Origin of the sequence: Mesorhizobium sp. M7A.F.Ca.US.010.02.1.1 (assembly GCF_004023085.1) — a bacterium.
Taxonomy (GTDB): domain Bacteria; phylum Pseudomonadota; class Alphaproteobacteria; order Rhizobiales; family Rhizobiaceae; genus Mesorhizobium.
Genome location: NZ_RZRV01000008.1, coordinates 113,668 through 137,518, shown reverse-complemented (window position 1 = coordinate 137,518; position 23,851 = coordinate 113,668). Strand labels below are relative to the sequence as shown.

Annotated in this window: 25 protein-coding genes, 1 tRNA gene and 1 pseudogene; 7 read left to right on the top strand and 20 right to left on the bottom strand. The window is 62.5% G+C overall.

The genetic code is table 11. The features are described 5' to 3' along the window. The 6 genes and pseudogenes from EOA19_RS35850 to EOA19_RS11165 form a co-directional block, all read right to left on the bottom strand. Window positions 1-311: pseudogene (locus EOA19_RS35850) on the bottom strand (YdcF family protein); the annotation flags it as partial. A 124-nt stretch (window positions 312-435) separates the two neighbouring features. Then, window positions 436-2,001, bottom strand: a complete 1,566-nt coding sequence (locus tag EOA19_RS11185; protein ID WP_128303601.1) for an amidase family protein — start codon at window positions 1,999-2,001, stop codon at window positions 436-438. Beyond that, window positions 2,001-2,456, bottom strand: a complete 456-nt coding sequence (locus EOA19_RS11180) for a GNAT family N-acetyltransferase (RefSeq protein ID WP_023812957.1) — start codon at window positions 2,454-2,456, stop codon at window positions 2,001-2,003. Before EOA19_RS11180 ends, EOA19_RS11185 begins: the two co-directional genes overlap by 1 nt. A gap of 8 nt (window positions 2,457-2,464) precedes the next feature. Next, window positions 2,465-2,752, bottom strand: a complete 288-nt coding sequence (gene gatC, locus EOA19_RS11175) for an Asp-tRNA(Asn)/Glu-tRNA(Gln) amidotransferase subunit GatC (protein WP_023812958.1) — start codon at window positions 2,750-2,752, stop codon at window positions 2,465-2,467. A 118-nt stretch (window positions 2,753-2,870) separates the two neighbouring features. Then, complete coding sequence (locus EOA19_RS11170; protein ID WP_023812959.1) at window positions 2,871-3,287, bottom strand: hypothetical protein; 417 nt, start codon at window positions 3,285-3,287, stop codon at window positions 2,871-2,873. A 24-nt stretch (window positions 3,288-3,311) separates the two neighbouring features. Continuing rightward, on the bottom strand, window positions 3,312-4,019 hold the full coding sequence (locus EOA19_RS11165) for a metal-dependent hydrolase (RefSeq protein ID WP_023812960.1): 708 nt from the start codon (window positions 4,017-4,019) through the stop codon (window positions 3,312-3,314). 123 nt (window positions 4,020-4,142) lie between these two features. Between EOA19_RS11165 and ruvX the strand changes: the two genes are divergently transcribed. Then, window positions 4,143-4,649: a Holliday junction resolvase RuvX gene (gene ruvX / locus EOA19_RS11160; RefSeq protein WP_023812961.1), complete on the top strand. Its 507-nt coding sequence runs from the start codon at window positions 4,143-4,145 to the stop codon at window positions 4,647-4,649. On the opposite strand, the gene EOA19_RS11155 is transcribed toward ruvX, so the two are convergent. From EOA19_RS11155 to EOA19_RS11145, 3 genes are all read right to left on the bottom strand, one after another. Further along, window positions 4,567-4,908 carry a DUF6105 family protein gene (locus EOA19_RS11155; protein WP_023812962.1) on the bottom strand — a complete coding sequence of 114 codons (342 nt, stop codon included), beginning with the start codon at window positions 4,906-4,908 and terminating at the stop codon, window positions 4,567-4,569. The genes ruvX and EOA19_RS11155 overlap by 83 nt on opposite strands. After that, window positions 4,908-5,477, bottom strand: a complete 570-nt coding sequence (locus EOA19_RS11150) for a hypothetical protein (RefSeq protein ID WP_023812963.1) — start codon at window positions 5,475-5,477, stop codon at window positions 4,908-4,910. The genes EOA19_RS11155 and EOA19_RS11150 overlap by 1 nt, the downstream gene beginning before the upstream one ends. A 194-nt stretch (window positions 5,478-5,671) precedes the next feature. Beyond that, window positions 5,672-7,300, bottom strand: a complete 1,629-nt coding sequence (locus EOA19_RS11145; protein ID WP_023812964.1) for a DNA alkylation response protein — start codon at window positions 7,298-7,300, stop codon at window positions 5,672-5,674. A 193-nt stretch (window positions 7,301-7,493) separates the two neighbouring features. On the opposite strand from EOA19_RS11145, the gene EOA19_RS11140 reads away from it, so the two are divergent. The 5 genes from EOA19_RS11140 (at window position 7,494) to EOA19_RS11120 (ending at window position 12,261) form a co-directional block, all read left to right on the top strand. After that, window positions 7,494-8,453, top strand: coding sequence for an aspartate carbamoyltransferase catalytic subunit (locus tag EOA19_RS11140; protein ID WP_013531794.1), 960 nt, complete (start codon window positions 7,494-7,496; stop codon window positions 8,451-8,453). After that, window positions 8,450-9,736: a dihydroorotase gene (locus EOA19_RS11135; RefSeq protein WP_128303600.1), complete on the top strand. Its 1,287-nt coding sequence runs from the start codon at window positions 8,450-8,452 to the stop codon at window positions 9,734-9,736. The genes EOA19_RS11140 and EOA19_RS11135 overlap by 4 nt, the downstream gene beginning before the upstream one ends. Before the next feature lie 57 nt (window positions 9,737-9,793). After that, window positions 9,794-10,381, top strand: coding sequence for a glycerol-3-phosphate 1-O-acyltransferase PlsY (gene plsY, locus EOA19_RS11130; RefSeq protein ID WP_023812966.1), 588 nt, complete (start codon window positions 9,794-9,796; stop codon window positions 10,379-10,381). 17 nt (window positions 10,382-10,398) lie between these two features. Further along, the gene (gene dprA, locus EOA19_RS11125) at window positions 10,399-11,538 is read left to right on the top strand and encodes a DNA-processing protein DprA (protein ID WP_023812967.1); all 1,140 of its coding nucleotides are present in this window, start codon (window positions 10,399-10,401) and stop codon (window positions 11,536-11,538) included. Window positions 11,539-11,790: 252 nt separating this feature from the next. Next, entirely contained in the window at window positions 11,791-12,261 is a 471-nt protein-coding gene (locus EOA19_RS11120) for a nucleoside deaminase (protein WP_128303599.1), read from the top strand. Between the two features lie 64 nt (window positions 12,262-12,325). Here EOA19_RS11120 and EOA19_RS11115 read toward each other — a convergent pair. Continuing rightward, window positions 12,326-12,401 (bottom strand) — tRNA-Lys (locus tag EOA19_RS11115). Window positions 12,402-12,659: 258 nt separating this feature from the next. Between EOA19_RS11115 and EOA19_RS11110 the strand changes: the two genes are divergently transcribed. Then, window positions 12,660-13,145, top strand: coding sequence for a BA14K family protein (locus tag EOA19_RS11110; RefSeq protein WP_023812969.1), 486 nt, complete (start codon window positions 12,660-12,662; stop codon window positions 13,143-13,145). Between the two features lie 96 nt (window positions 13,146-13,241). Here EOA19_RS11110 and EOA19_RS11105 read toward each other — a convergent pair whose 3' ends face one another. From EOA19_RS11105 to EOA19_RS11060, 10 genes are all read right to left on the bottom strand, one after another. Then, entirely contained in the window at window positions 13,242-13,721 is a 480-nt protein-coding gene (locus tag EOA19_RS11105; RefSeq protein WP_128303598.1) for a DUF6882 domain-containing protein, read from the bottom strand. 34 nt (window positions 13,722-13,755) lie between these two features. Further along, window positions 13,756-15,249: a glycerol kinase GlpK gene (gene glpK / locus EOA19_RS11100; RefSeq protein WP_128303597.1), complete on the bottom strand. Its 1,494-nt coding sequence runs from the start codon at window positions 15,247-15,249 to the stop codon at window positions 13,756-13,758. A gap of 97 nt (window positions 15,250-15,346) precedes the next feature. After that, a complete protein-coding gene (locus EOA19_RS11095) occupies window positions 15,347-17,071 on the bottom strand; it encodes an ABC transporter substrate-binding protein (protein ID WP_023812972.1) in 1,725 nt (574 codons plus the stop codon). Between the two features lie 78 nt (window positions 17,072-17,149). Further along, window positions 17,150-17,431 carry a DUF2160 domain-containing protein gene (locus tag EOA19_RS11090; protein WP_128303596.1) on the bottom strand — a complete coding sequence of 94 codons (282 nt, stop codon included), beginning with the start codon at window positions 17,429-17,431 and terminating at the stop codon, window positions 17,150-17,152. A 2-nt stretch (window positions 17,432-17,433) separates the two neighbouring features. Beyond that, window positions 17,434-18,357 (bottom strand): carbohydrate ABC transporter permease, encoded by a 924-nt coding sequence (locus EOA19_RS11085; protein WP_027036701.1) that lies wholly within the window; start codon window positions 18,355-18,357, stop codon window positions 17,434-17,436. 1 nt (window position 18,358) lies between these two features. After that, window positions 18,359-19,225: a sugar ABC transporter permease gene (locus tag EOA19_RS11080; RefSeq protein WP_127272310.1), complete on the bottom strand. Its 867-nt coding sequence runs from the start codon at window positions 19,223-19,225 to the stop codon at window positions 18,359-18,361. Continuing rightward, window positions 19,226-20,293, bottom strand: coding sequence for an ABC transporter ATP-binding protein (locus tag EOA19_RS11075; protein WP_128303595.1), 1,068 nt, complete (start codon window positions 20,291-20,293; stop codon window positions 19,226-19,228). 10 nt (window positions 20,294-20,303) lie between these two features. Continuing rightward, window positions 20,304-21,383, bottom strand: coding sequence for an ABC transporter ATP-binding protein (locus EOA19_RS11070; RefSeq protein WP_023812977.1), 1,080 nt, complete (start codon window positions 21,381-21,383; stop codon window positions 20,304-20,306). A 42-nt stretch (window positions 21,384-21,425) separates the two neighbouring features. Further along, complete coding sequence (gene glpD / locus EOA19_RS11065; protein WP_023812978.1) at window positions 21,426-22,952, bottom strand: glycerol-3-phosphate dehydrogenase; 1,527 nt, start codon at window positions 22,950-22,952, stop codon at window positions 21,426-21,428. Window positions 22,953-23,077: 125 nt separating this feature from the next. Then, a complete protein-coding gene (locus EOA19_RS11060; protein WP_127258922.1) occupies window positions 23,078-23,845 on the bottom strand; it encodes a DeoR/GlpR family DNA-binding transcription regulator in 768 nt (255 codons plus the stop codon). Window positions 23,846-23,851: the final 6 nt, after the last annotated feature.

Here is a 23,851-nt window from a genome sequence, read left to right as displayed (position 1 = left end):
CTGCTGTTCAACTCATAGCCGCCGCGCGCCAGATTGATGGCGCCCTCGAAGCCGCCGCCGAGCACGACGATGCCGTCGACCTTTGCCGGCAGCGGCGGGCGCGCGAAGCGCTCTTCCAGCGGATTGAGCATCATGGCGCCGAGCGACGTCCACGCTGACAGCGCAAGGACCAGAAATGCCAGCACGCTGCCGGTAGCCGCCAGCCGCCGGCGCCCGATCATGGCCGCGAGCAATCCCGCCAGCAGCAGAAAGATCGCCAGGTTCAGCGGCTGGATGAAGAACCAAAAGATCTTGGACAGGTAGAAGAACATCGCTCACCCCATTGCAGCGCCGCGCGGGCGTGCGCGCTCAAAGGACGCTAACACTTTGATTTTGCGCAGGATCCTTCCGAAAATCGATTCGACTTTCAGGGCATGCGCTAGACGAGCGACGTCCCTACCACCACTTCTCCGGCTGGAACGTGCCTGCGGCCTGCTCGATGACGGCAGCGGTCTGGAACAGGGTTTCCTCATCGAACGGCCGGCCGATCAGCTGCAGGCCGAGCGGCAGGCCCTTGGCGTCGAGCCCGGCGGGCACAGCGATGCCCGGCAGGCCGGCCATGTTCACAGTGACGGTGAAGATGTCGTTCAGGTACATCTTGACCGGATCGGCAGCCATGTCCTCGTCGGCGACGCCGAACGCGGCGGACGGCGTTGCCGGGGTCAGGATGACATCGACGCCGGCGGCGAAGACAGTCTCGAAATCCCGCTTGATCAGATTGCGCACCTTCTGCGCCTGCAGATAGTAGGCGTCGTAATAGCCGGCCGACAGCACATAGGTGCCGATCATGATGCGGCGCTTGACCTCGCGGCCGAAACCCGCGGCGCGGGTCTTCTCATACATGTCGACGATATCCTTGCCCGGCACGCGCAAGCCGTAGCGGACGCCATCATAGCGGGCGAGGTTGGACGAAGCCTCGGCCGGCGCCACGATGTAATAGGCGGGCAGCGCGTATTTCGTATGCGGCAGGGAAATGTCGACGATCTCGGCGCCGGCGTCCTTCAGCCAGGCAATGCCCTTCTGCCACAGCGCTTCGATCTCTTCGGGCATGCCGTCGACGCGGTATTCCCTGGGAATGCCGACCTTCATGCCCTTGATCGGCTTGCCGATCGCCGCCTCATAATCCGGCACCGGCCGGTCGACCGACGTCGTGTCCTTCGGATCGACGGAGGCCATCGACTTCAACAGGATCGCGGCATCGCGTACGTCGCGCGCGATCGGGCCGGCCTGGTCGAGCGACGAGGCGAACGCGACGATACCCCAACGCGAGCAGCGGCCATAGGTCGGCTTGATGCCGACCGTCCCGGTGAAGGCGGCCGGCTGGCGGATCGAGCCGCCAGTGTCCGTCGCGGTCGCGCCGGCGCACAGGAAGGCGGAGACTGCCGTGGCCGACCCGCCAGAAGAGCCACCCGGCACCAACTGCGCATTGTCCAGGCTGCGCACGGTCCTCGTGCCGCCGGCCGAAACGAAGCCGCCGTCGCCCTGATGCGTCGTCGGCATAACCGCAGTATCGAGGCGCGAGCGCCGCCACGGATTGATGACCGGGCCATAGTAGGACGTCTCATTGGACGAGCCCATGGCGAACTCGTCCATGTTGAGTTTGCCGAGCATAACGGCGCCGTCGGCCCACAGATTTGACGTAACGGTCGATTCGTAGCGCGGCTTGAACCCGTCGAGCACATGGCTGCAAGCCTGCGTGTGGACGCCTTCGGTGCCGAACAGGTCCTTGATCCCCAACGGAATGCCTTCCAGCGCACCGCCCTCGCCCTTGACCAGCCTGGCGTCGGACGCCTTGGCCATGTCGCGCGCCTTGTCGCCGGTCACGGCGACATAGGCATTGAGCGCCGGATTGGCGCGCTCGATAGCGCCGAGATAGGCCTCGGTGATCTCGGTCGCGGTGATTTCCTTGTCGCGCAGCTTGGCGCGGGCCTGTGAAATCGTCAGCTGGGTCAGGTCGCTCATCAAAGGCTCTTTTCGTAAAACACCGACCACTCAGAATCGGGGTAATCCAGCACCGGGCCGCAGCGCGAAAACCCGGCGCGTTCGTAGACTGTCCACGCCGCGGGATGACGATCGCCCGTCTCCAGCACCAGGCGCTTCAGCCCCTCGTTGCGCGCCAGCGATTCGACCCGCTCAACGATTTTCGCGCCGATCTTCTGCCCGCGATGCGACGGCCTGATATACATGCGCTTGACCTCGCCAATGGCGCCGTCATGACGCTTCAGCGCGCCGCAGCCAATGGCCAGGCCATTATCGCGGGCGATGAAAACCGTCGTGTCCTCACCGGCCATCTGCTCGACCGTCAAATGGTAGCAATGCTCCGGCGGCGTCAGTTCGAGCAAGGTCTCGTTGAGTTCCGTGACCAGCCTGCGCACGTCGTCCTGGAGCGGCTTCTCAATGGCGATCTCGATTGCCATCGGCCGGTTTACTCCACGACCTTCGGCACGAGGAAGAAATTCTCTTCGGTCGCCGGCGCGTTAGCGACGATGTCGGCCGCCTTGCCGCCGTCGGTGACGACATCGCTGCGCTTCTTCATGTCCATCGGCGTCACCGAGGTCATTGGTTCGACACCGGAAACATCGACCTCGTTCAGCTGCTCGACGAAGCCCAGAATGGCGTTCAGCTCGCCGGTCATCCGTTCGGCGTCTTCTTCGCTCACCGCGATGCGGGCGAGATGCGCGACGCGCTTCACTGTCTGAAGATCTACGGACATGTTTTTGCCTCGGGGAAAACCAGTTCGGGCTATAGCGGCGCCGCGCGCGCTGCGCAACATGCATCGTGCGAGAGACCAGGCTGTGCCGGCGGCCCGCTCGTGGGCCCTCAGAATACGTCTATGGCAGAGCCACGCCTTCGCACAGATAGTAGCTGCCGCTGTTGCCGCTTGCTTCGCTTTCGTCGTCGACGGGCCGAACCGACACGAGATCGATCTGCTTGGCGTTCATTTGCGTCACGGAGAGAACGTCGGGAAAGACATAACCCGGTTCCTGGCAGATGGCCGTCACCGCCCAGCTCGGCGAAGCCGTGGCCTTGCTGATCTGCAGAAACTCGCAATTGTATTCGACGCTCTGCAGGCCGTGCGCCGAAAGCACGATGTTCCCTGCGTCGATCAGCGTTTGCAGCGTGTCCTTTTTGGCCTGTTTGCAAAGCTCCTCGGATTGCAGGTAGACGCCCTCGATGAAATCATTCGCGGCGAGCGCGGGCGACGCCGCGACCAACATCGATACACAAAGAGATTTCCTCAAAGCCATGGTTTCATTCCGCTTTAGCTGTGCCTAGATCGTAATCGTCTCACCGATGTCAGGCAATGCCACCGTCACGCCGGACCCTTCCATGCCGGCCCCGAACTTGTCGGCGGTCGGGTCGATCATCGGAAACGTGCCGAAGTGACAGGGAACCACGGTGTCGAATTTGAAGAAGCGCCGGCAGGCAAGTGCAGCCACCGCGCCGCCCATGGTGAAGCGGTCGCCGATCGGCACCAGGCCGACCTTGGGTTCATGCAACTCGTTGATCAGCGCCATGTCGGAGAAGATGTCGGTGTCGCCCATGTGATAGAGCGTCTTGTCTTCCGGGAAATGCAGGACGAGGCCGCCCGGATTGCCGAGATAGGTGTTCTGGCCGCCCTCGCCGGGGAACGAGGATGAGTGCAGCGCCTGGACAAAAGTGGTGGTGAAGCTGCCGCAATCGACGGTGCCGCCGATGTTGCCCGGGTTGATCTTCTTGTCGCTGACACCCTTGCCGACCAGATACATGCAGATCTCGAAATTGGCGACCAATTGGGCGCCGCTTTTGCCGAGCACTTCCACGGCGCCGCTGATGTGGTCGCTATGGCCATGCGTCAGCAGCACATGCGTGATCCCCTCGGCCGGTCCCTCCCAGCCGCCCGTCCAGGACGGATTGCCGATCAGATAGGGATCGATGAGGATCTTGGCATCAGCGGTCTCGATGCGAAAGGCCGAGTGGCCGTACCAGGTCAGTTTCATGAATGCATTCCTCGATTTTTATCTTGCCAAAGGATAGAACGCCGACGGCCCGGAGATCAAAGGGTTACTGTGTCCGCCACGCGTTTGACAAAACACGTGGTGGTGAAAGGCGAAGGACGGCCGGTGGGCATTATCACGATCGAGGAATTGCCGGCGCGGCTAACCGGCGGCAAGACGCTGGCGGGGCTTGACCTCGGCGACAAGACGATCGGCGTCGCGGTCTCGGACCAGAGGTTTTCCTTCGCCCATCCGCGCCCGGTCATCATGCGAAGGAAATTCTCGCTCGATGCGGCGGTGCTGCTCGCCTTGCTGCGGAAGGAGAATGCCGGCGCGGTGGTGATTGGGCTGCCGATCAATATGGACGGTTCGGAAGGGCCGCGTGCGCAGAAATCGCGCGCCTTCGTCCGCAACATGGCCCAGATGAGCGACCTGCCCTTCGTGCTCTGGGATGAAAGACTATCGACGGTCGCGGCCGAAAGGACGCTGATCGAGATGGATTTCTCGCGCCGCAAGCGCGCCGGCAAGATCGATTCGGCGGCAGCCGCGTTTATTCTGCAGGGAGTTTTGGACCGGCTTCAGTCGCTCCACGCATCCGCTCGAACGGAACCGGACCCGCCCAGCGCTGTCTGACCCAGCCGGCGATTTCGCGGCGACGGCGGAAGGCCCAAAGCGCCATCAGCAACAACCCGTCGAAGACGCACGTCTTCGCCACCATGCCGGGAATGATCGCCGGATCGATGCCGAGCATCTGGCCATAGAGTTGGAAGAAGAAGTCGTGCATCTGTCGGCTGAGCATCGTGTAGCCGAAATTGATGTCATTGGCCGACAGATAGAACCAGCCCCAGAAAATCGCCATCGGCGCCGCCCAAAATCCGAAGATGTAGCGCATCAGCGGCCTCCCCTGGGATTGGAACCGGTCTTGGAGACCGTTCGGCCTGATATGAGTGAAAGCAGCGAATTGTGGGCCGCGGCTTTTGCCATGCCATGCGCGACGGCATGGATCTCGCTTTCGCCGGAAGCCGCTGCCGCAACCACGGACCGCCGCTCGGCAAGCATGGCGACATAGGACGCCAGAAGTGCCGCCAGTTGCACGGCGACAGCCATGAACAGCCCGTTGATGCCTTGCGCGGCGCCACCGACGACGATCAGCGACAACACGCCGGACGCGCATATGAAGGCGATGCGGGCGACGCTGTCGGCGCCCGCGCTGGTCGCGTCGTTGACCAGGGCTTCGACAAAGGCCCAGAAAAACAGAACCGCGACGACAAGCAATGCGGTGGCGAGCGGCGCCACGACGACGAAATTGTCGAGGTCGACGAAGCGGGTACCCTCGATTGTAGTGCCCAGCACGCCGAGCGCCGCCGCCACACCCCGGTTTCCGTCGATGCAGATTAGCGCAAGCAGGGCGAAAACAATCGCCCAGTGCAAGGCCAGAAAAGAGGTCAGTACCTGTCGCATCGGTGTTCCTGCTTCGCAAAGCAAGAGACGGCCAATCTGAACCATTCCCTGCTTGCACTAGGACAGTGGGCCTTGCCGTCCGCCATCGCAATGGAAACCATTTGTTAAGGTTAACGGCGATTAGCCATACGCGTGAAGATGCCCGCCAACGCGTCAAAACTGTGGATGGCGCCGGTTTTTGCGATGCTCGCGGCTCAGTTCACCGGCGGATAGAGCGTGTCGATGATCATGCGTGCATCGTGGCGCGAATCGATCATGCCATAGGTGTTGCGCCATTGGCCGGCCAAACGCGTCTCGACGAAAGCGTCGGCGATCCGCCCTGCCCCCAGACGGCGCAATTCCGCCGCCGCAGCCGACAGCGCCAGCTGCTCGGTCAGCAGCCGGGCAGAACCTTCGTCGGTTGAGGCAACCTGCATCGCCGCCTTCAGCACGCCGATCGTGCCGCGTCCGCCGGCGCCGAGATCACGGTCGATGCCGGCCAGCACATCCTCGAACAGGCCGGGCGCACGGCCGAGCACGCGCAGCACATCAAGCGCCATGACATTGCCCGAGCCTTCCCAGATCGCGTTGACCGGGGCCTCGCGATAGTAGCGGGCGAGTGGCGCCTCCTCGACATAGCCATTGCCGCCGAGGCACTCCATAGTCTCATAGAGCAAAGGCGGCGCGATCTTGCAGACCCAGTATTTGACGACCGGCGTCATGGCCCGAGCAAACGCCGCCTCGCCGCGATCGCTGGCCGCCTCGTCGAAGGAGCGCGCCAACCGGAACGACAGCGCGGTGGCGGCGGCGACATCGAGCGCCATGTCGGCCAGAACGCGCTGCATCAACGGCTGCTCGATCAGGGTCGAACCGAACACCTGGCGATGGCGGGCGTGGTGAACGGCCTCGGCCAGGCCCGCGCGCATGATCGCCGACGATGCGATGGCACAATCGAGCCGGGTCAGGGTGACCATGTCCATGATCGTCTTCACACCGGCACCGGCTTCGCCGACCATCTCGCCGATGGCATTGACAAATTCGACTTCGGAGGAGGCGTTGGAACGATTGCCGAGCTTGTCCTTCAGCCGCTGAAAGCGGAAGCCGTTGCCCGAACCGTCACCGAGAACGCGCGGCACGAGGAAGCACGATAGTCCCTCAGGCGCCTGCGCCAGCACCAGGAAGGCATCCGACATCGGCGCGGACATGAACCATTTGTGCCCGTTCAGACGATAAAAACCGCTGCCGGCGCGTTCCGCCCTCGTCACATTGGCGCGCACATCGGTGCCGCCCTGTTTCTCGGTCATGCCCATGCCGAGGGTCAGCCCGGTCTTCTCGACCGGCGGTTTCTGGCTCTGGTCGTATTTGCGCGTCGTCACGCGCGGCGCCCATTCGCGAAACAGTTTCGGGCTGGCCATCAAGGCCGCCAGCGAAGCGTTGGTCATGGTGATGGGGCACAGATGCCCGGTCTCCAGCTCCGCCGTCAGATAAAACCGGGCGGCACGGACCTGATGGCGGCGGCCGATCTCGGTGTCGCCGTTCTCCCACACCGAGGAATGCAGCCCGTTGGCCACAGAGCGGCGCATCAAGGCGTGATAGGCGGGATGGAACTCGACCACGTCGATGCGCCGTCCCTGGCGATCATGCGTCCTGAGCTTCGGCGTCTCGACATTGGCGAGGCGCGCCAATTCCTGCGCCTCCTGCGTCAGCACAAAGCGGCCGAGACCATCGAGTTCCCGGCGCACCGGATCGGAAAAACGCTCCGCTAGCTGGATCAGCAACGGATCGCCCCGCCAGGCGTTGCCGCCCGTCAGCGGCGGCGGCTGGTTCGTCACGTCGTCGGTCACGCCCAATCCTTCTATCGTCAGAAAGCCACGAATCCGGGGCTGTCGGCTAGATATAGCCAAGCCATGCAGCGCGCGCGATGAAAATACCGGCCGATATAATCGGCTATCTACACGAAAAAATTGAGGAGAACGGCTACAATGCAAAGCTGGCGCTTGCAGCCGCAAAGTCTCCACCCTATAGCAGCGCCTTGAGATGACCGACGCTTCGTCCCCCTATCCTCATCGCCATCTTCTGGGCATCCGCGACCTTTCCCCCGCCGATATCGAGCTGTTGCTCGACAGGGCGGACCGGGCGGTCGCGATCTCGCGGCAGTCGGAGAAGAAAACCTCGACGCTGCGCGGTCGCACACAGATCAACCTCTTCTATGAAGCCTCGACGCGCACACAGTCGTCGTTCGAGCTTGCCGGAAAGCGGCTCGGCGCCGATGTCATGAACATGTCGGTGGCAAGCTCTTCGGTGAAGAAGGGCGAAACGCTCATCGACACGGCGATGACGCTGAACGCCATGCGGCCCGACATCCTGATCATCCGCCACCAATCGGCCGGTGCTGCCGCCCTTCTGGCGCAGAAGGTCGGCTGCTCCGTCGTCAACGCCGGCGACGGCGCGCATGAACACCCGACACAGGCGCTGCTCGATGCGCTGACCATTCGTCGCGCCAAGGGTCCGCTGTCGAAGCTCATCGTGGCAATCTGCGGCGACATCCTGCATTCGCGCGTGGCGCGTTCCAACATCATGCTGCTCAACGCGCTCGGCGCGCAGGTGCGCGTCGTCGCTCCGTCGACGCTGCTGCCCACCGGCATCGAGAAGATGGGCGTCATCGTAACCCGTTCGATGGCCGAAGGCCTCAAGGACGCCGACGTGGTGATGATGCTGCGCCTGCAGCGCGAGCGCATGGAAGGCGCTTTCGTGCCTTCGGTGCGCGAATATTTCCGCTATTTCGGCCTCGATGCGGAAAAACTGAAGGCCGCCAAGGACGACGCGCTGGTGATGCACCCCGGGCCGATGAACCGCGGCGTCGAGATCGCCTCGGAAATCGCCGACGGTCCGCAGAGCGTCATCCAGGAACAGGTCGAGATGGGCGTCGCCGTGCGCATGGCGGTGATGGAAGCGCTTCTTGACCCGCGCCGTAATCAAGAGGGCCGCGGGGCATGAGCATAACGGTCTTTGAGCGCGCCCGCATTATCGACCCCTCGCGCGGCATCGATGAAGTCGGCGCCGTCTTCGTCGATGGCCGCAAGATCGTAGCCGCCGGCAAAGCAGCGCTGAACCAGGGCGCGCCCGAGGGCGCCACCGTTATCGACTGCGCCGGCAAGGCGATCATTCCAGGCCTGATCGACGGCCGTGTCTTCATCGGCGAACCGGGCGGCGAGCATCGCGAGACCATTGCGTCGGCAAGTGTCGCGGCGGCGGCCGGCGGCGTCACATCCATCGTCATGATGCCCGATACCGATCCGGTGATCGACAATGTGGCGCTGGTCGAATTCGTGCTGCGCACCGCCAAGGACACGGCCATCGTCAACGTCTTTCCGGCTGCGGCGATCACCAAGGGCCTCGACGGGCGCGAAATGACCGAGTTCGGCCTGCTGCGCGAAGCCGGCGCCGTCGCCTTCACCGATGGCCGTCACACCATATCGAGCGCGCTGGTGATGCGCCGCGCGCTGACCTATGCGCGCGACTTCGGCGCCACCATCGTGCATGAGACGCAGGATGCGGACCTCGGTTCATCCGGCGTGATGAATGAAGGCCTCTACGCCAGTTGGCTCGGCCTCTCCGGCGTTCCGCGCGAAGCCGAATCCATCCCGCTGGAGCGCGATCTGGCCTTGGCCCGGCTGACGCGTGGTTCGTACCATGCAGCAAAGATCTCGACGGCGATGGCGGCAAACGCCATAACGCGTGCGAAAGCCGACGGCGCGACGGTGACGTCAGGCGTGGCGATCCACAATCTGTCGCTGAATGAAAACGATGTCGGCGAATACCGCACCTTCTTCCGCCTGACGCCACCTTTGCGCGCCGAGGAAGACCGGTTGGCGATGATCGAGGCGGTCAGGGACGGCACGATCGACATCATCGTCTCCTCGCATGATCCGCAGGATGTCGACACCAAGCGCCTGCCCTTCGCCGATGCGGCGGCCGGCGCCATAGGGTTGGAGACGCTTCTGGGCGCCGCACTGCGGCTCTACCACAATGGCGATGTGCCGTTGCTCCGGCTGGTCGAAACCCTGTCCACCGCTCCCGCAAAACTGTTCGGCCTGCCCGGCGGCACGCTGAAGCCGGGCGCTGTCGCCGATCTTGCGCTTGTCGACCTCGACGGACCCTGGATCGTCAGCGAAAGCGGCATTCGTTCGCGGTCGAAAAACACCTGTTTCGAAGGCGCGCGACTGCAAGGCAAGGTCTTGCAAACGCTGATTGCGGGCCGCACAGTGTTTTCCGCCTGAACCGGCCACGGCGCACCGCGCCTGATCCGGCCGAACTGGGGAAATGCGGGGGAAACAATGATTTACAGCCTCATCCCAGCGCTCGTGTTCGGCTATTTGCTTGGCTCGATTCCGTTCGGGCTCCTGCTCACTCGCGCCGCTGGCCTTGGCGATGTGCGCAAGATCGGCTCCGGCAATATCGGCGCCACCAACGTTCTGCGCACCGGCAACAAGGGCCTTGCCGCCGCGACGCTGCTACTCGACGCGCTGAAGGGCACGGCCGCCGTGCTGATAGCAGGCCATTTCGCGCCTGACCTGGCGATCTGGGCCGGTCTCGGCGCCTTTCTCGGTCATCTCTTCCCGGTCTGGCTCGGTTTCAAGGGCGGCAAGGGCGTCGCCACCTATCTCGGTGTGCTGATCGGCCTTGCCTGGCAGGTGGCGCTGATCTTCGCCGTCGCCTGGCTGGTGATGGCATTCCTCTTCCGGTATTCCTCGCTTGCGGCGCTGACAGCGGCGGTCATCGTGCCGATCGCCCTCTATGTGCTGAGCACACCACAGAATGCGGCCTTGTTCGTGGTGATGAGCATCATCGTTTTCATCAAGCACCGGGAAAACATTTCGCGCCTGCTTACCGGCACCGAGGGCAAGATCGGAGCCAAGGGGTGAGCGAGCCTGCCGCCGTGGTGAGTGGGCCGGCCGCCGGGCCGCGGCTCAGCGACCGGCAGCGGCTGAGCTGGCTGCGGCTGATCCGCACCCAGAATGTCGGCCCCGCATCCTTTCGCGACCTCATCAACCGTTTCGGTTCGGCCGAGGTGGCGCTGGAGATATTGCCGGAACTGATGATTTCGGGCGGCGCCATCCGGATCGCTCGCATCCCTTCCGTTGCCGAAGCCGAGGCGGAACTGGAACTAGCCGGAAAGGCCGGCGCCCGCTTTGTCGGGATCGGTGAGACAGACTACCCACCCCTGTTGCGCAACATGGACCATCCGCCGCCCCTGCTGGCGGTAAAGGGCAACGCAGCTGTTTTCCGGCTGCCGGGTGTCGCCATCGTCGGGGCACGCAACGCGTCGCTGGCCGGCATCAAGATGGCACGCATGCTGGCAGCCGACCTCGGCCGCGACGGCTACGCAATCGTCTCCGGCCTGGCGCGCGGCATCGACACCGCGGCGCATCAGGGCAGTCTTGCGACCGGCACGATCGGCGTCCTGGCTGGCGGTCTCGACCTGCCTTACCCGCCTGAAAATGCCGGCCTGTGCGAGGAAATCGCCGAGCGTGGCGCCATCATTTCGGAGATGCCGTTCGGCTGGCAGCCGCGCGCCCAGGATTTTCCGCGCCGCAACCGCCTTGTTGCGGGTGCGGTCCTTGGGCTGGTGGTGGTCGAGGCAGCGCAACGCTCCGGCTCCCTGATCAGCGCCAGGCTTGCCGGCGAAATGGGCCGGCTGGTCTTTGCCGTGCCGGGCTCACCGCTCGATCCACGCGCCGCCGGTACCAACGGCCTGCTCAAGGATGGTGCCACCCTGGTCACCGAGGCATCGGATATTTCCAGGGCGATCGCCCCGCTGACCGGCATGCGGGCGCCCGACGTGCCGCCGTTCGAAGAGCCGCCCGACTTCTCGGCCACACCACCGCCCGGCGAAAGCGACCGCGCCCGCGTCATCGAGGCGCTCGGCCCGACGCCAGTGGCGGTCGACGAGATCATCCGCCACACCGGCCTGCACCCGGCCCAGGTCTTCATGGTGCTGCTGGAACTCGACCTCGCCGGCCGGCTCGAACGCCACGCCGGCGCCAATGTTTCGCTGGTGTTCGGGGAGCCTTCGGTCTGACGCTGTTCGCATTTTCGCGCCGCCGAACTCCTTCGAGAAGCTCGGCGAGGATGGCCTTTTCAGCCGGCTTTCCGCTTTGCCGCGCCTGTGCTCATCTGTTCGACGCCAAGACCGGCCGGCGGATTGTAGGGCAAAGGTCTGATATCCTGAGGCAAAGGTCTCAAGCAAAAGTTGGCTCTTGCCACTCGCGTCCGTTGGCACCAATCTCGCTCAGCCGCTCATCGGTGGATGTCGGCATGACAGGATCTTGCCATGACCCGCGATCAGATGCTCGCCCACCTTCGATCCGCCGACGCGGTCGCGCGCGAGGCGGCGGATCATGGGCATCATCCGTTTGGTTGCGTGCTGGTCGGGCCGGACGATCGGGTGCTGATGCGGCAAGGCAATCTCGACACGGTGCGCCACGCCGAGACGGAGCTCGCCCGGCGCGCCGCGGCAGCCTACGAGCCGGAGTTCTTATGGCAATGCACGCTGGTCTCAACCGGTGAGCCCTGCGCGATGTGCACCGGAACGCTCTACTGGGCGAATATCGGCCGGCTGGTCTACGGCTTCGAGGAGACCGAGCTGCTGGCGCTCACCGGGGATCACGCAGAGAATCCGACGATGAGCCTCTCTTCGCGCACCGTCCTCGACTCCGGCCAGAAAAAGATCGAGGTCTTTGGCCCCTTCCCCGAAATCGCCGACGAGATGCTCGCACCGCACCGCGCTTTCTGGAAGCGTTGACGGCTTCCCCACCGGTTGTGGTGTGCCCTTCCCGAGAGATGGGTGACAGTTTATCGCGTGGATTTGGTGAGCGCGATGGGATTCGAACCCATGACCTACTGATTAAAAGTCAGTTGCTCTACCGGCTGAGCTACGCGCTCCCGCGGGCGAAAGGCGGCCCTCGAAATTGCGCGGAACATAGGGAGAGTGCCTCGACCGGTCAACCGGAAAAAGAGGGCTCGCAAACACGGGCGGCTTCGCCCTGTCGCGACACTTGCCAGCCGCGCCATCGGTGGGAGAACAGCCAAGGGAACACTGGCATTTCTGCCCGACAGCGGCATCCAGTCTGGGGAACAATTGTATGCGCCGCTCGTTTTCCCGGCACAGGGACGTCCGCCAAACTATCGAGGAGAAGACCAATGAACAGAATCACAACGAGCCTGCTGGCGGCCACTCTCTCCGTCACATTCGTTGCGGCGGAGGCGGTGTCCGTTAATGCCCAACCGAACTATGTGCCGCAATCCCAGGTCGCGGTGCCGGATGTGCAGACAGTCCAGTACCGGGAGTGGCGTAAGGACCGCCACAATCGCAATTTTTCGCGTGACCGCAGTTTTTCGCGTGACCGCAATTTTTCCCGCAATCGCGGCGCATATTGGAACGGCCATCGGGGCTATCGCGAATATCGCCCCGGCTACCGTCGTCACGGCGATTATTGGTTCCCGCTTGCCGCCTTCGCTACTGGCGCGCTGATTACCGGCGCAATCATCAACAACGAAAACAACCGCGTCTACGGAGGCAACGCCCACGTCCAATGGTGCTACGACCGCTATCGCAGCTACCGTGCTTCGGACAACACGTTCCAGCCGAATTACGGCCCTCGCAAGGAGTGCCGTTCGCCTTACTGATCAAGGCGCGTTTAAGTAGCTGAGATGCGTTAGTGGAGCTCGCGCCGGCAACGGCGCGGGCTTTTGATCCTTTGGCCGGAAGACGAACAGTTGCCGTCAGCTTGCCCAGTTGATGCTCTTGAGCATCAGATAAAAGCCACCGCCGTCCTCTCTGCTGGGACAACGATAGATACCCAACCCATTGCAGATACGGGCCATCACCGCACTGAGTTCCCAACCAACCACTTCCAGCGCATTGTCCGCATCCGTCGCATAGGCTTGGGCCAGTTCGTCGATGCCATTCTGCTCCCCGAAGGATCGGACTAGCTTTGCATCGCTGAGGAGCTCGCTGGGCAGGCTGGAATTTGCCCAAGCCCACAGCCAGTTTCCGGCCTCCGTGCTCGTTGAGCCGACAATCTGGATTTCGGTAACGACCTTGGCGACCCCGTCTTGCGAGAACAGAAGCGTTCCGGCCGTCAGGTCATAGTCATAGCGCAACCAGCTACCGAGGTGGAGATCTTTTTTCAAGCGTGCATTCTTGGCCTTCAGCTGTTCGATAGCCTCGTCGCGCCAAGCAGGATACCAATCTGGCTGCATTCCTCGCGCCCCATCACCCGCCACTGATGGCTGTTTATGACACGCTGAGCGTCCTGCGCACAGCATCGCGCCAACCAGCGAGCTTAGCTGCGCGCACGGAGCCATCCATGTCCGGCTTGAAGCGCCGTTCGAGTGCCCAACTCTTCGCAAACTTCTTTGCATCCGGCCAAACGCCAGCTTTCGAGCCGGCCAGCCAGGCTGCACCGAGCGCGGTCGTCTCGAGAATGGTCGGGCGGTCGACCGGCGCATCGAGGATGTCGGCCAGCCGCTGCATGGTCCAGTCCGACGCCACCATGCCCCCGTCGACCCGCAGCACGGTCTTGGCAGAAGCACCCTTCCAGTCCTTGCGCATGGCGTCGAGCAGGTCGCGTGTCTGGTAGGCGACGGATTCGAGCGCGGCGCGGGCAAACTCCGCCGGGCCGGAATTGCGGGTCAGCCCAAAGATGGCGCCGCGTGCTTCGGCATCCCAATGCGGCGCGCCCAGCCCGACGAAGGCGGGCACCAGATAGACATTTTGCGTCGGATCAGCCTCGGCCGCCAATTTGCCGCTCTGCTCGGCCTTGCCGATCACCTTGACGCCGTCGCGCAGCCACTGCACCGCGGCCCCTGCAATGAAGATCGAACCTTCCAGCGCATAGGTCGTCTTGCCGTTCAGCCTGTAGGCGATAGTGGTCAGCAGCCGGTTTTTCGAGCGCACCAGGTCGCTACCCGTGTTGAGCAGCGCAAAGCAGCCGGTGCCGTAGGTCGATTTCATCATGCCTGGCTCGAAGCAGGCTTGGCCGATGGTTGCCGCATGCTGGTCGCCGGCGACACCGAGGATTCTTATCTCGGCGCCAAAGAGATTTTTCTCCGTGATTCCATAGTCATCGGCGCAGTCTTTCACCTCGGGAAGCATTTTTGCCGGGATGTTGAGGATCGACAGCAGCTCGTCGTCCCAGGCATTCTCAGCGATGTTGTAGACCAGCGTGCGCGAGGCGTTGGTGGCGTCCGTGGCGTGGACCTTGCCGCCGGTCAGCCGCCAGATCAGGAAACTGTCGATGGTGCCGGCGAGCAGTTCGCCCTTCTCGGCGCGTTTTCTGGCGCCTTTCACCTTGTCCAGCATCCAGGCGATCTTGGTGCCGGAAAAATAGGGATCGAGCAGCAGCCCGGTTTTCTTGGTGAATGTCTTCTCCAACCCTTGCTTCTTGAGTTTCTGGCACAGCGGCGCGGTGCGCCGGTCCTGCCAGACAATGGCATTGTGGATCGGCCTGCCGGTCGCTCTGTCCCAGATGACCACGGTTTCGCGCTGATTGGTGATGCCGATCGCGGCCACGTCGGAAGCATTCCGGCCGGCCTTCTTCAGCGCCGCCTTCACGGTCGACACCACACTCGCCCAGATATCCTCGGGATCGTGCTCGACCCAGCCGGAAGCCGGATAGTGCTGGGCGAATTCCTTTTGCCCGCTGCCGGCGAGCTTCATCTCGCCGTCGAACAGGATCGCCCTGGTCGAAGTCGTGCCCTGGTCGATGGCAAGGATGTATCCGGTCATTCTGCCTCCCCGCTTAGTCTTTTACACAAACAGGGGAGACGGCAACGAGCCGCCTCCCCTAATTTCACACGGGCGCAGACGCCCGCTTAGAACAGCCTTACTTTTGCCAGCTCTTCACCAGCTCGTCGTAATTGATGGTGACCGGCTTTTCCTTCTCGTTCTCGATCTTCAACTGAGGAGCGAGATTGCCCTTCTTGACCGCGTCGGCGTTCCAGTAGGCGAGGTCATGCTCTTCGGCCATCTTCGGGCCGATATCGCCCTGGATGCCGGCCTTTTCCAGGCGTTCCATGACCTTTTCCTGCTCAGAGCAAAGCGAGTCCATCGCCTCCTGTGCCGTCTTGGCACCCGACGACGCATCGCCGATCGCCTGCCACCAGAGCTGTGCCAGCTTCGGATAGTCCGGAACGTTCGTTCCGGTCGGCGACCACTGAACACGGGCCGGCGAGCGGTAGAACTCGATCAGGCCGCCGAGCTTCGGAGCGCGTTCCGTGAAGCTCTTGTCCTGGATCGTCGACTCGCGGATCAGCGTCAGGCCGACATGGCTCTTCTTCACGTCGACCGTCTTCGATACGACGAACTGCGCATAGAGCCAGGCGGCCTTGGCGCGATCGTCAGGCGTGGACTTGAGAAGCGTCCATGAACCCACGTCCTGGTAGCCGAGCTTCATGCCGTCCTTCCAGTAGACGCCATGCGGCGAGGGAGCAAAGCGCCATTTCGGGGTGCCGTCCGCGTTCACGACCGGCAGCCCTTCCTTGACGAAGGAGGCGGTGAAGGCGGTGTAAGTGAACATCTGCTGCGCGACCGTGCCCTGCGACGGGACGGGGCCGGATTCGCCGAACGTCATGCCTTGGGCTTCCGGCGGCGCATAGGCCTTCAGCCAATCCAGGTACTTCTGGATCGAATACACGGAAGCCGGGCCATTGGTGTCGCCGCCGCGCGCGACGCACGAGCCGACAGGCTGCGACTTCTCGTTGACCTTGATGCCCCATTCGTCGACGGGAAGACCGTTCGGCAGGCCCTTATCGCCGTTGCCGGCCATCGACAGCCATGCGTCGGTGAACCGCCAGCCGAGCGACGGGTCCTTCTTGCCGTAGTCCATGTGGCCATAGACCTTCTTGCCGTCGATTTCGCGGCCGGTGAAGAACTCGGCGATGTCCTCATAGGCCGACCAGTTGACCGGAACGCCGAGGTCGTAGCCGTACTTGGCCTTGAAATCGGCCTTGTTCTTCTCGTCGTTGAACCAGTCGTAGCGGAACCAGTAGAGATTCGCGAACTGCTGGTCGGGCAGCTGGTAGAGGTCGCCGTCCGGAGCGGTCGTGAACTTGGTGCCGATGAAGTCGGCGAGGTCGAGGTTGGGATTGGTGACATCCTTGCCCTCATTCGCCATCCACTTGGTCAGGCTGCGCGCCTGCTGGTACCGCCAGTGGGTGCCGATCAGGTCGGAGTCGTTGACGTAGGCGTCGTAAATGTTTTCGCCCGACTGCATCTGCGTCTGCAGCTTCTCGACGACATCGCCTTCGCCGATCAGGTCGTGAGTGATCTTGATGCCGGTGATCGCGGTGAAGGCGGGCGCCAAGACCTTGGACTCATAGCTATGCGTATCGATGGTCTCGGAGACCACCTTGATGTCCATCCCGGCGAAAGGCTTCGCGGCATCGATGAACCATTGCAATTCGGCTTCCTGGGCGCCGCGATCGAGCGTCGACAAGTCCTTGATTTCGGTATCGAGGAAAGTCTTGGCTTCGTCCATTCCGGCATAGGCCTGGCCTGCTCCCCAGAGCAGGACAAGCGCAGTCGTTGATGTTAAAAATTGCCTTCGCATTTCGTTCCTCCACTTTTCAAGTTTCAAGTGCGATCTGGAGCGGCCGTCGGCACGCGGTCGCTCCAACAGTTTCCCCCTCTATACGTAGCGGAACACGCCGACGGCGTAGACTACGGAGAGAGCGAGAGCCCACCACAGGTTGGGTCCGACAAGACCCAGCCAAGCGAGATGGATAAAGGCGCTGCCGAGCAGCGAAACAAAGAGGCGGTCGCCGCGCGTCGTCTCGAAGCGCAGGAGGCCGACCCGGGGATTGCCGCCAGGCGAGGTGTATTCCCAGACCGCCATGCCACAGAGCAGTACCAGGATCGTGATGAAAAAGATCGCCGTTGGCAGCGTCCATGCCATCCAGGTGAGGTTCATGGTCATACCCTCCCTAGGGCAAAGCCCTTGGCGATGTAGTTGCGGACGAACCAGATCACGAGCGCGCCTGGAAGGATGGTGAGCACGCCGGCGGCGGCCAGCACGCCCCAGTCGAGCCCGGAGGCCGAGACCGTACGCGTCATGATCGCCGCGATCGGTTTGGCGGCCGTCGTGGTCAAGGTGCGCGCGATCAGCAGTTCGACCCATGAGAACATGAAGCAGAAGAAGCAGGCCACGCCGACGCCGCTTGCGATCAGCGGCATGAAGATTTTCAGGAAGAAGCGCGGGAAGGAATAGCCATCGATATAGGCGGTCTCGTCGATCTCCTTCGGCACGCCGGACATGAAACCCTCGAGGATCCAGACCGCCAGCGGCACGTTGAACAGGCAGTGCGCCAGCGCCACCGCGATATGCGTGTCGATCAGCCCGAACGCCGAATAGAGCTGGAAGAACGGCAGCGCGAACACTGCCGGCGGCGCCATGCGGTTGGTCAACAGCCAGAAGAAGAGGTGCTTGTCGCCGAGGAACCGGTAGCGCGAGAAAGCGTAGGCCGCCGGCAGCGCCACCGAAACCGAGATCACCATGTTCATGACGACATAGATGATCGAATTGATGTAGCCCTTGTACCAGGACGGGTCGGTGAAGATCACGATGTAGTTGGCCAGGGTCGGGCTCTTCGGCCACAGCGAAAACGCGCCCAGAATCTCCTGATTGGTCTTGAAGCTCATATTGACCAGCCAGTAGATCGGCAGCATCAGAAAGATGATGTAGATCGTTGGCACCAACCACCAGAACCGGGATTCTTCGCCGCGCCGGCGCATCAGCCGCGCAAGCTGGTCCTGCGACAATGTGCTGGCGAGCCCGTCCGAAACCGCCGTCTCACGCACTCGGTCCTGCCTCGTCGTTCCTTCGTTGGCGCCGCTCATCTCAGCGCTCCGCATCGACATTGGTCATGACGGTGTAGAACACCCAAGACAGCAAAAGGATGATCAGGAAGTAGATGATCGACATGGCGGCCGCCGGCCCGAGATCGAACTGACCGATCGCAATCTTGACCAGGTCTATCGACAGGAACGTCGTCGAATTGCCAGGGCCTCCGCCGGTGACGACGAACGGCTCGGTGTAGATCATGAACGAGTCCATAAAGCGCAGCAGCACCGCGATCAGAAGCACGCGGTTCATCTTCGGCAGCTGGATGTAGCGGAACACTGCCCAGCGTGAGGCGCCGTCGATCTTGGCCGCCTGGTAGAAAGCATCGGGGATCGAGACCAGTCCGGCGTAGCAGAGCAGAACGACGAGGCTTGTCCAGTGCCATACGTCCATCAGGATGACCGTCACCCAGGCATCAGTCGGATCGTTGACGTAGTTGTAGTCGAAGCCGAGCGACGACAGCGTGTAGCCGAGCAGGCCAATGTCGATACGGCCGAACACCTGCCAAATCGTGCCGACGACGTTCCACGGGATCAGCAGCGGCAGAGCCATCAGCACCAGGCAGACCGGCACGCCCCAGCCTTTCTTGGGCATGTTAAGAGCGATGAAGATGCCGAGCGGAATCTCGATGGCGAGGATGGTTGCGGAAAAGATCAGGTTGCGGACCATCGACAGCCAGAAGCGTTCCGACTCCAGGATTTCGGTGTACCAGTCCGAGCCGTTCCAGAAGAAGACGTTGTTTCCGAACGTGTCCTGCACCGAATAGTTGACCACCGTCATCAGCGGGATCACCGCCGAGAACGCCACCAGCAGGAGGACCGGCAGCACCATGAACCAGGCCTTGTTGTTCCAGGTCTTCTCCATCTAGGCCTCCATCTCGACACGCCAGGAATCGGCATAGATGTTGATGCCGGCCGGGTCGAACCGCACCTTCGGATCGGCGGGCAGGGTCTCGTCCTCACCGATCACGGCAGAAATATCGCGGCCTTCGAGCTTGGCGCGCACCACCTTGTGGCGGCCGAGATCCTCGACCTTGCTGACCTGCACGGCCATGCCTTCGCGGCCGAGCCGGACATATTCGGGACGGATGCCGAGCTCGACGGCGCCGCTGGCTGACTTGGGTGCGCCCGGCAGTTCGATGCGCTGCGAGCCGAGCGTCGCGGTCTTGCCGTCGATTGCCACCGGCATAACGTTCATGCCCGGCGAGCCGATAAAATAACCGACGAAGGTATGGCGTGGCCGTTCGAACAGTTCGGCCGGTGTGCCGATCTGCACGATGCCGCCATCATACATGACCACGACCTGCTCGGCGAAGGTCAGCGCCTCGGTCTGGTCGTGGGTCACATAGACCATGGTGTAGCCAAAGCGGCGGTGCAACTGCTTCAGCTGCGAGCGCAGCACCCACTTCATGTGTGGATCGATGACGGTCAGCGGCTCGTCGAACAGGATGGCGTTGACGTCGGAGCGCACCAGCCCGCGGCCGAGCGAGATCTTCTGCTTCTGGTCGGCGGTCAGGCCCCTCGCCTTCTTCTTCGCCCAGGACGCCAGATCGATCATCTCCAACGTCTCGCGAACCTTGCGGTCGACATCGGCTTCCGGCACGCCGCGGTTGCGCAGCGGGAAGGCCAGATTATCGTAGACGGTCATGGTGTCGTAAATGACCGGGAACTGGAACACCTGCGCGATGTTGCGCTCCTGCGTCGACAAATTGGTCACGTCCTTGCCGTTGAACAGCAACTGGCCATGCGAGGGGTGCAACAATCCCGAAATGATGTTGAGCAGCGTGGTCTTGCCGCAACCGGAGGGCCCGAGCAGCGCATAGGCGCCGCCGTCCTCGAAGACATGATGCACTTCCCGCAGCGCGAAATCGGCATCCTTCTGCGGGTTAGGCAGGTAGGAATGTCGGACATGGTTGACGTCGATGCGTGCCATCTCTTTGCCCTCAAGCCGCCAGCTTCGGCGCAGTCACGGCGCTGCCGTGCTCGTCGAAAACCATGATGTGGCGCGGATCGATGAACACCTCGACCACCTCGTCTGGCTCGAAATGCCTGATACCATGGGTCAGCATGACCCAGCGCGCATCGGCAAAATCGAGATGGATGAAGCTCTCCGATCCGGTGATCTCGGTGATCGTCACCTTGGCACGCACCGGCACCGCCGCCGCATTGGGCCGCTCGAGCGACAGGTGGTGCGGCTGAAAACCGATCGTATAGATGGCGTCGGCAATGCCGGAGAGTTCGGCCGGCACCGGCAGGTTCACGCCGCCCTCGAGCAGGAAATCCCGACCCTTCTTGGCGAGCACGATGGTGTTGAGCGGCGGATCGGAAAACGTCCTGGCTGTCACCAGATCTACCGGCTTGCGGAACACCTCGATGGTCGGTCCGAACTGGGTGATCCGCCCTTCAGAAAGCGTCGCCGTGTTGCCGCCGAGCAGCAGCGCTTCGTGCGGCTCGGTCGTGGCATAGACGAAGATTGTGCCGGCGGCGGCGAATATCCTGGGCAATTCGGCGCGCAGTTCCTCGCGCAATTTGTAGTCGAGATTGGCGAGCGGTTCATCGAGCAGGACCAGGCTTGCGTTCTTGACGATGGCGCGCGCCAGCGCGGTGCGCTGCTGCTGGCCGCCCGACAGGCTGAGCGGCGTGCGGTCGAGATAGGGTGTCAGCTTGAGAAGAGCGGCGGCTTCACGCACCTGGCTGTCGATCCTGGCCTGCTCGATGCCGGCCACCCGCAGCGGCGAAGCGATGTTCTCATAGACGGTCATCGCCGGATAGTTGATGAACTGCTGGTAGACCATAGCGATCTTGCGCTTCTGCACCGGCACGCCGGTGACATTCTGGCCGTCGAACCAGATCGAACCGGAGGTTGGCACGTCCAGGCCGGCCATCAGCCGCATCAGGCTTGTCTTGCCGGAAAGCGTAGGTCCGAGCAGGACGTTGAGCGAGCCGTGCTGGAGCGTCAGCGACACGTCGCTTATATGCTCGACCGCGCCGACCGCCTTGGTGACGTTTCTCAGTTCCAGCATGACGCCTCCTCCCAGGCCTTCCGCATCAGCTCAAACCCCTCTTCATTCGGCAGCCGCGACATGGCGCCGGCTTATGCCGCGCATGAATTCATCGAGCGCCGCCACCTGCTCGCGGCTGAGATGCAGACCGCGCTTGGTCCGGCGCCACAATACATCTTCTGATGTGACGGCCCATTCGTTTTGAACGAGATAGCGCACCTCGGCCTCGTAGAGATCGGCGCCGAAGTTGCGGCCGAGATCGACGTTCGATTTGGCCAGCCCCAACAGCATCCTCGCGCGGGTTCCATAGAGCCGGGTCAACCGGCGAGCCAGGCGCGCGTCGAGGAATGGATAAGCGGTTTTCAATTTCGCCACTTCGGCATCGAAACCGGTGGCCGGGAAATCGCCGCCCGGCAGTGGCGCGTTTGCCGTCCACGGCTTGCCGCGCTTGCCGAGAAAACCCTCGATCTTTTCCAGCATCGATTCCGACAGCCGGCGATAGGTGGTGATCTTGCCGCCGAAGGCGTTGACGATCGGGGCGGCGCCCTCGCCGCCATCGGCCTTGAGCACATAGTCGCGCGTCGCTTCCTGCGCCTTGGAGGCGCCGTCATCATAGAGCGGACGGACGGCCGAATAGGTCCAGACGATGTCCGAGCGCTTGACGGGTTGGGCGAAATATTCGCTTGCCGCGGCGCAGAGATAATCGATCTCGGTGTCGCTGATCTTCACGTCATGCGGATCGCCGGGATAATCCTGGTCGGTGGTGCCGATCAGGGTGAACTCTTCCTCATAGGGAATGGCGAAGATGATGCGGCCATCCTTGTTCTGGAAGAAATACGCGCGTGGATCGTCGAACTTCCTGGCGATGACAATGTGGCTGCCCTGCACGAGACGAACATTGTGCACATCGTTGAGCCCGACGACGCCGGACAGCACATGATCGACCCAGGGGCCGGCGGCATTGACCAGCAGTCGCGCCTTGATCTCCTCGGTCTCGCCGGTCTGCAGATCCTCGATCTGGATTGCCCACAGGCCGTTTTCGCGGCGCGCGCCGGTCACTTTCGTGCGGGTGCGGACCGTTGCGCCGCGGTCGGCGGCGTCACGTGCGTTCAGCGCCACCAGCCGCGCATCATTGACCCAGCCATCCGAATACTCGAAGGCCTTTTTGAACAGTGGCTTCAAAGGCTTGCCGGCCGGATCCCTGGCCATGTCCAGCGTCCGGGTCGCGGGCAGCAATTTGCGCCCGCCAATGTGGTCGTAGAGGAAGAGACCGAGCCTGATCAGCCAGGCCGGGCGCAGGCCCTTGGCATAGGGCAGCACGAAGCGCATTGGCCAGATGATGTGCGGCGCGTTCTTCCACAAAACCTCGCGCTCCATCAGCGCCTCGCGCACCAGGCGGAATTCGTAGAATTCGAGGTAGCGCAGGCCGCCATGGATCAATTTGGTCGAACCCGAGGAGGTTCCGCTGGCGAGGTCGTTCATCTCGGCGAGAAACACGGAAAAGCCACGACCGACGGCATCACGGGCAATGCCGCAGCCATTGATGCCGCCACCTATGACGAAAATGTCACGGATCGGAGATGCGTCCACAATTCCTCCAACGATTTCGCATTGCACCATTTTTGGGCTTTTACGAAACCGTGTCGGAATTATTTCGAAATGATAACGAATGTCAAACGAAATATCACGAGCGCGTGATATCGGGTGAAAACCGCCTAGGCGAGCGACGTCTCGATCAGCTGAACCTCGGCCTCCTGGCAGATCTTGCGCACCGACGGGATGTCGCAACGATCGGTGATGAAGGTGTTGACCTGCGACAGATGGCCGATGCGCACCGGTGCGGTTCGCTCGAATTTGGTCTGGTCGGAAACTAGGATGACATGCCTTGCATTGGCGATGATCGCCTGCGCCACCTTGACCTCGCGAAAATCGAAATCGAGCAAGGCGCCGTCATGGTCGATGGCGGATGCACCGATCACCGCGTAGTCGACCTTGAACTGCCTGATGAAGTCGACCGCCGCTTCGCCGACCACACCGCCATCAGAACCGCGCACAACCCCGCCGGCGATCACCACCTCGATCGAGGGATATATCCGCATCCTATTGGCAACATTGATGTTATTGGTGATGACCATGAGACCGTTGTGATCGAGCAACGCCTTGCTGACCGACTCTGTCGTGGTGCCGATGTTGATGAACAGCGAGGCGTTGTCGGGGATCAACCTGGCGGCCGCGCGGCCGATCGCCTCCTTCTCGTCGGCGGCGATCTTGCGTCTCGCCTCATACTCCATGTTTTCGATGCCGGAGGGGTACAGCGCGCCACCATGGATGCGCGAGAGCAGCCGCTGGTCGCACAAATCGTTGAGGTCCTTGCGTATGGTCTGCGGCGTCACATTGAAGTGGGTGGCCAGATCATCGACCAGCACGCGGCCATGATCCTTGGCCATCTGGATAATCTCGGCATGGCGCGGCGACAGATACATAGGCAA

Excerpts from the sequence above, each read along its gene's own strand:
- EOA19_RS11135 (WP_128303600.1), top strand. The coding sequence starts at position 8,450 with ATGAGCATAACGGTCTTTGAGCGCGCCCGCATTATCGACCCCTCGCGC.
- EOA19_RS11110 (WP_023812969.1), top strand. The coding sequence starts at position 12,660 with ATGAACAGAATCACAACGAGCCTGCTGGCGGCCACTCTCTCCGTCACA.
- plsY (WP_023812966.1), top strand. The coding sequence starts at position 9,794 with ATGATTTACAGCCTCATCCCAGCGCTCGTGTTCGGCTATTTGCTTGGC.
- EOA19_RS11140 (WP_013531794.1), top strand. The coding sequence starts at position 7,494 with ATGACCGACGCTTCGTCCCCCTATCCTCATCGCCATCTTCTGGGCATC.
- EOA19_RS11120 (WP_128303599.1), top strand. The coding sequence starts at position 11,791 with ATGACCCGCGATCAGATGCTCGCCCACCTTCGATCCGCCGACGCGGTC.
- gatC (WP_023812958.1), bottom strand. The coding sequence starts at position 2,752 with ATGTCCGTAGATCTTCAGACAGTGAAGCGCGTCGCGCATCTCGCCCGC.
- EOA19_RS11185 (WP_128303601.1), bottom strand. The coding sequence starts at position 2,001 with ATGAGCGACCTGACCCAGCTGACGATTTCACAGGCCCGCGCCAAGCTG.
- EOA19_RS11090 (WP_128303596.1), bottom strand. The coding sequence starts at position 17,431 with ATGAACCTCACCTGGATGGCATGGACGCTGCCAACGGCGATCTTTTTC.
- glpK (WP_128303597.1), bottom strand. The coding sequence starts at position 15,249 with ATGACCGGATACATCCTTGCCATCGACCAGGGCACGACTTCGACCAGG.
- EOA19_RS11170 (WP_023812959.1), bottom strand. The coding sequence starts at position 3,287 with ATGGCTTTGAGGAAATCTCTTTGTGTATCGATGTTGGTCGCGGCGTCG.
- EOA19_RS11080 (WP_127272310.1), bottom strand. The coding sequence starts at position 19,225 with ATGGAGAAGACCTGGAACAACAAGGCCTGGTTCATGGTGCTGCCGGTC.
- EOA19_RS11165 (WP_023812960.1), bottom strand. The coding sequence starts at position 4,019 with ATGAAACTGACCTGGTACGGCCACTCGGCCTTTCGCATCGAGACCGCT.
- EOA19_RS11150 (WP_023812963.1), bottom strand. The coding sequence starts at position 5,477 with ATGCGACAGGTACTGACCTCTTTTCTGGCCTTGCACTGGGCGATTGTT.
- EOA19_RS11075 (WP_128303595.1), bottom strand. The coding sequence starts at position 20,293 with ATGGCACGCATCGACGTCAACCATGTCCGACATTCCTACCTGCCTAAC.
- EOA19_RS11180 (WP_023812957.1), bottom strand. The coding sequence starts at position 2,456 with ATGGCAATCGAGATCGCCATTGAGAAGCCGCTCCAGGACGACGTGCGC.
- EOA19_RS11070 (WP_023812977.1), bottom strand. The coding sequence starts at position 21,383 with ATGCTGGAACTGAGAAACGTCACCAAGGCGGTCGGCGCGGTCGAGCAT.
- EOA19_RS11155 (WP_023812962.1), bottom strand. The coding sequence starts at position 4,908 with ATGCGCTACATCTTCGGATTTTGGGCGGCGCCGATGGCGATTTTCTGG.
- EOA19_RS11105 (WP_128303598.1), bottom strand. The coding sequence starts at position 13,721 with ATGCAGCCAGATTGGTATCCTGCTTGGCGCGACGAGGCTATCGAACAG.
- EOA19_RS11060 (WP_127258922.1), bottom strand. The coding sequence starts at position 23,845 with ATGTATCTGTCGCCGCGCCATGCCGAGATTATCCAGATGGCCAAGGAT.
- EOA19_RS11085 (WP_027036701.1), bottom strand. The coding sequence starts at position 18,357 with ATGAGCGGCGCCAACGAAGGAACGACGAGGCAGGACCGAGTGCGTGAG.
- EOA19_RS11095 (WP_023812972.1), bottom strand. The coding sequence starts at position 17,071 with ATGCGAAGGCAATTTTTAACATCAACGACTGCGCTTGTCCTGCTCTGG.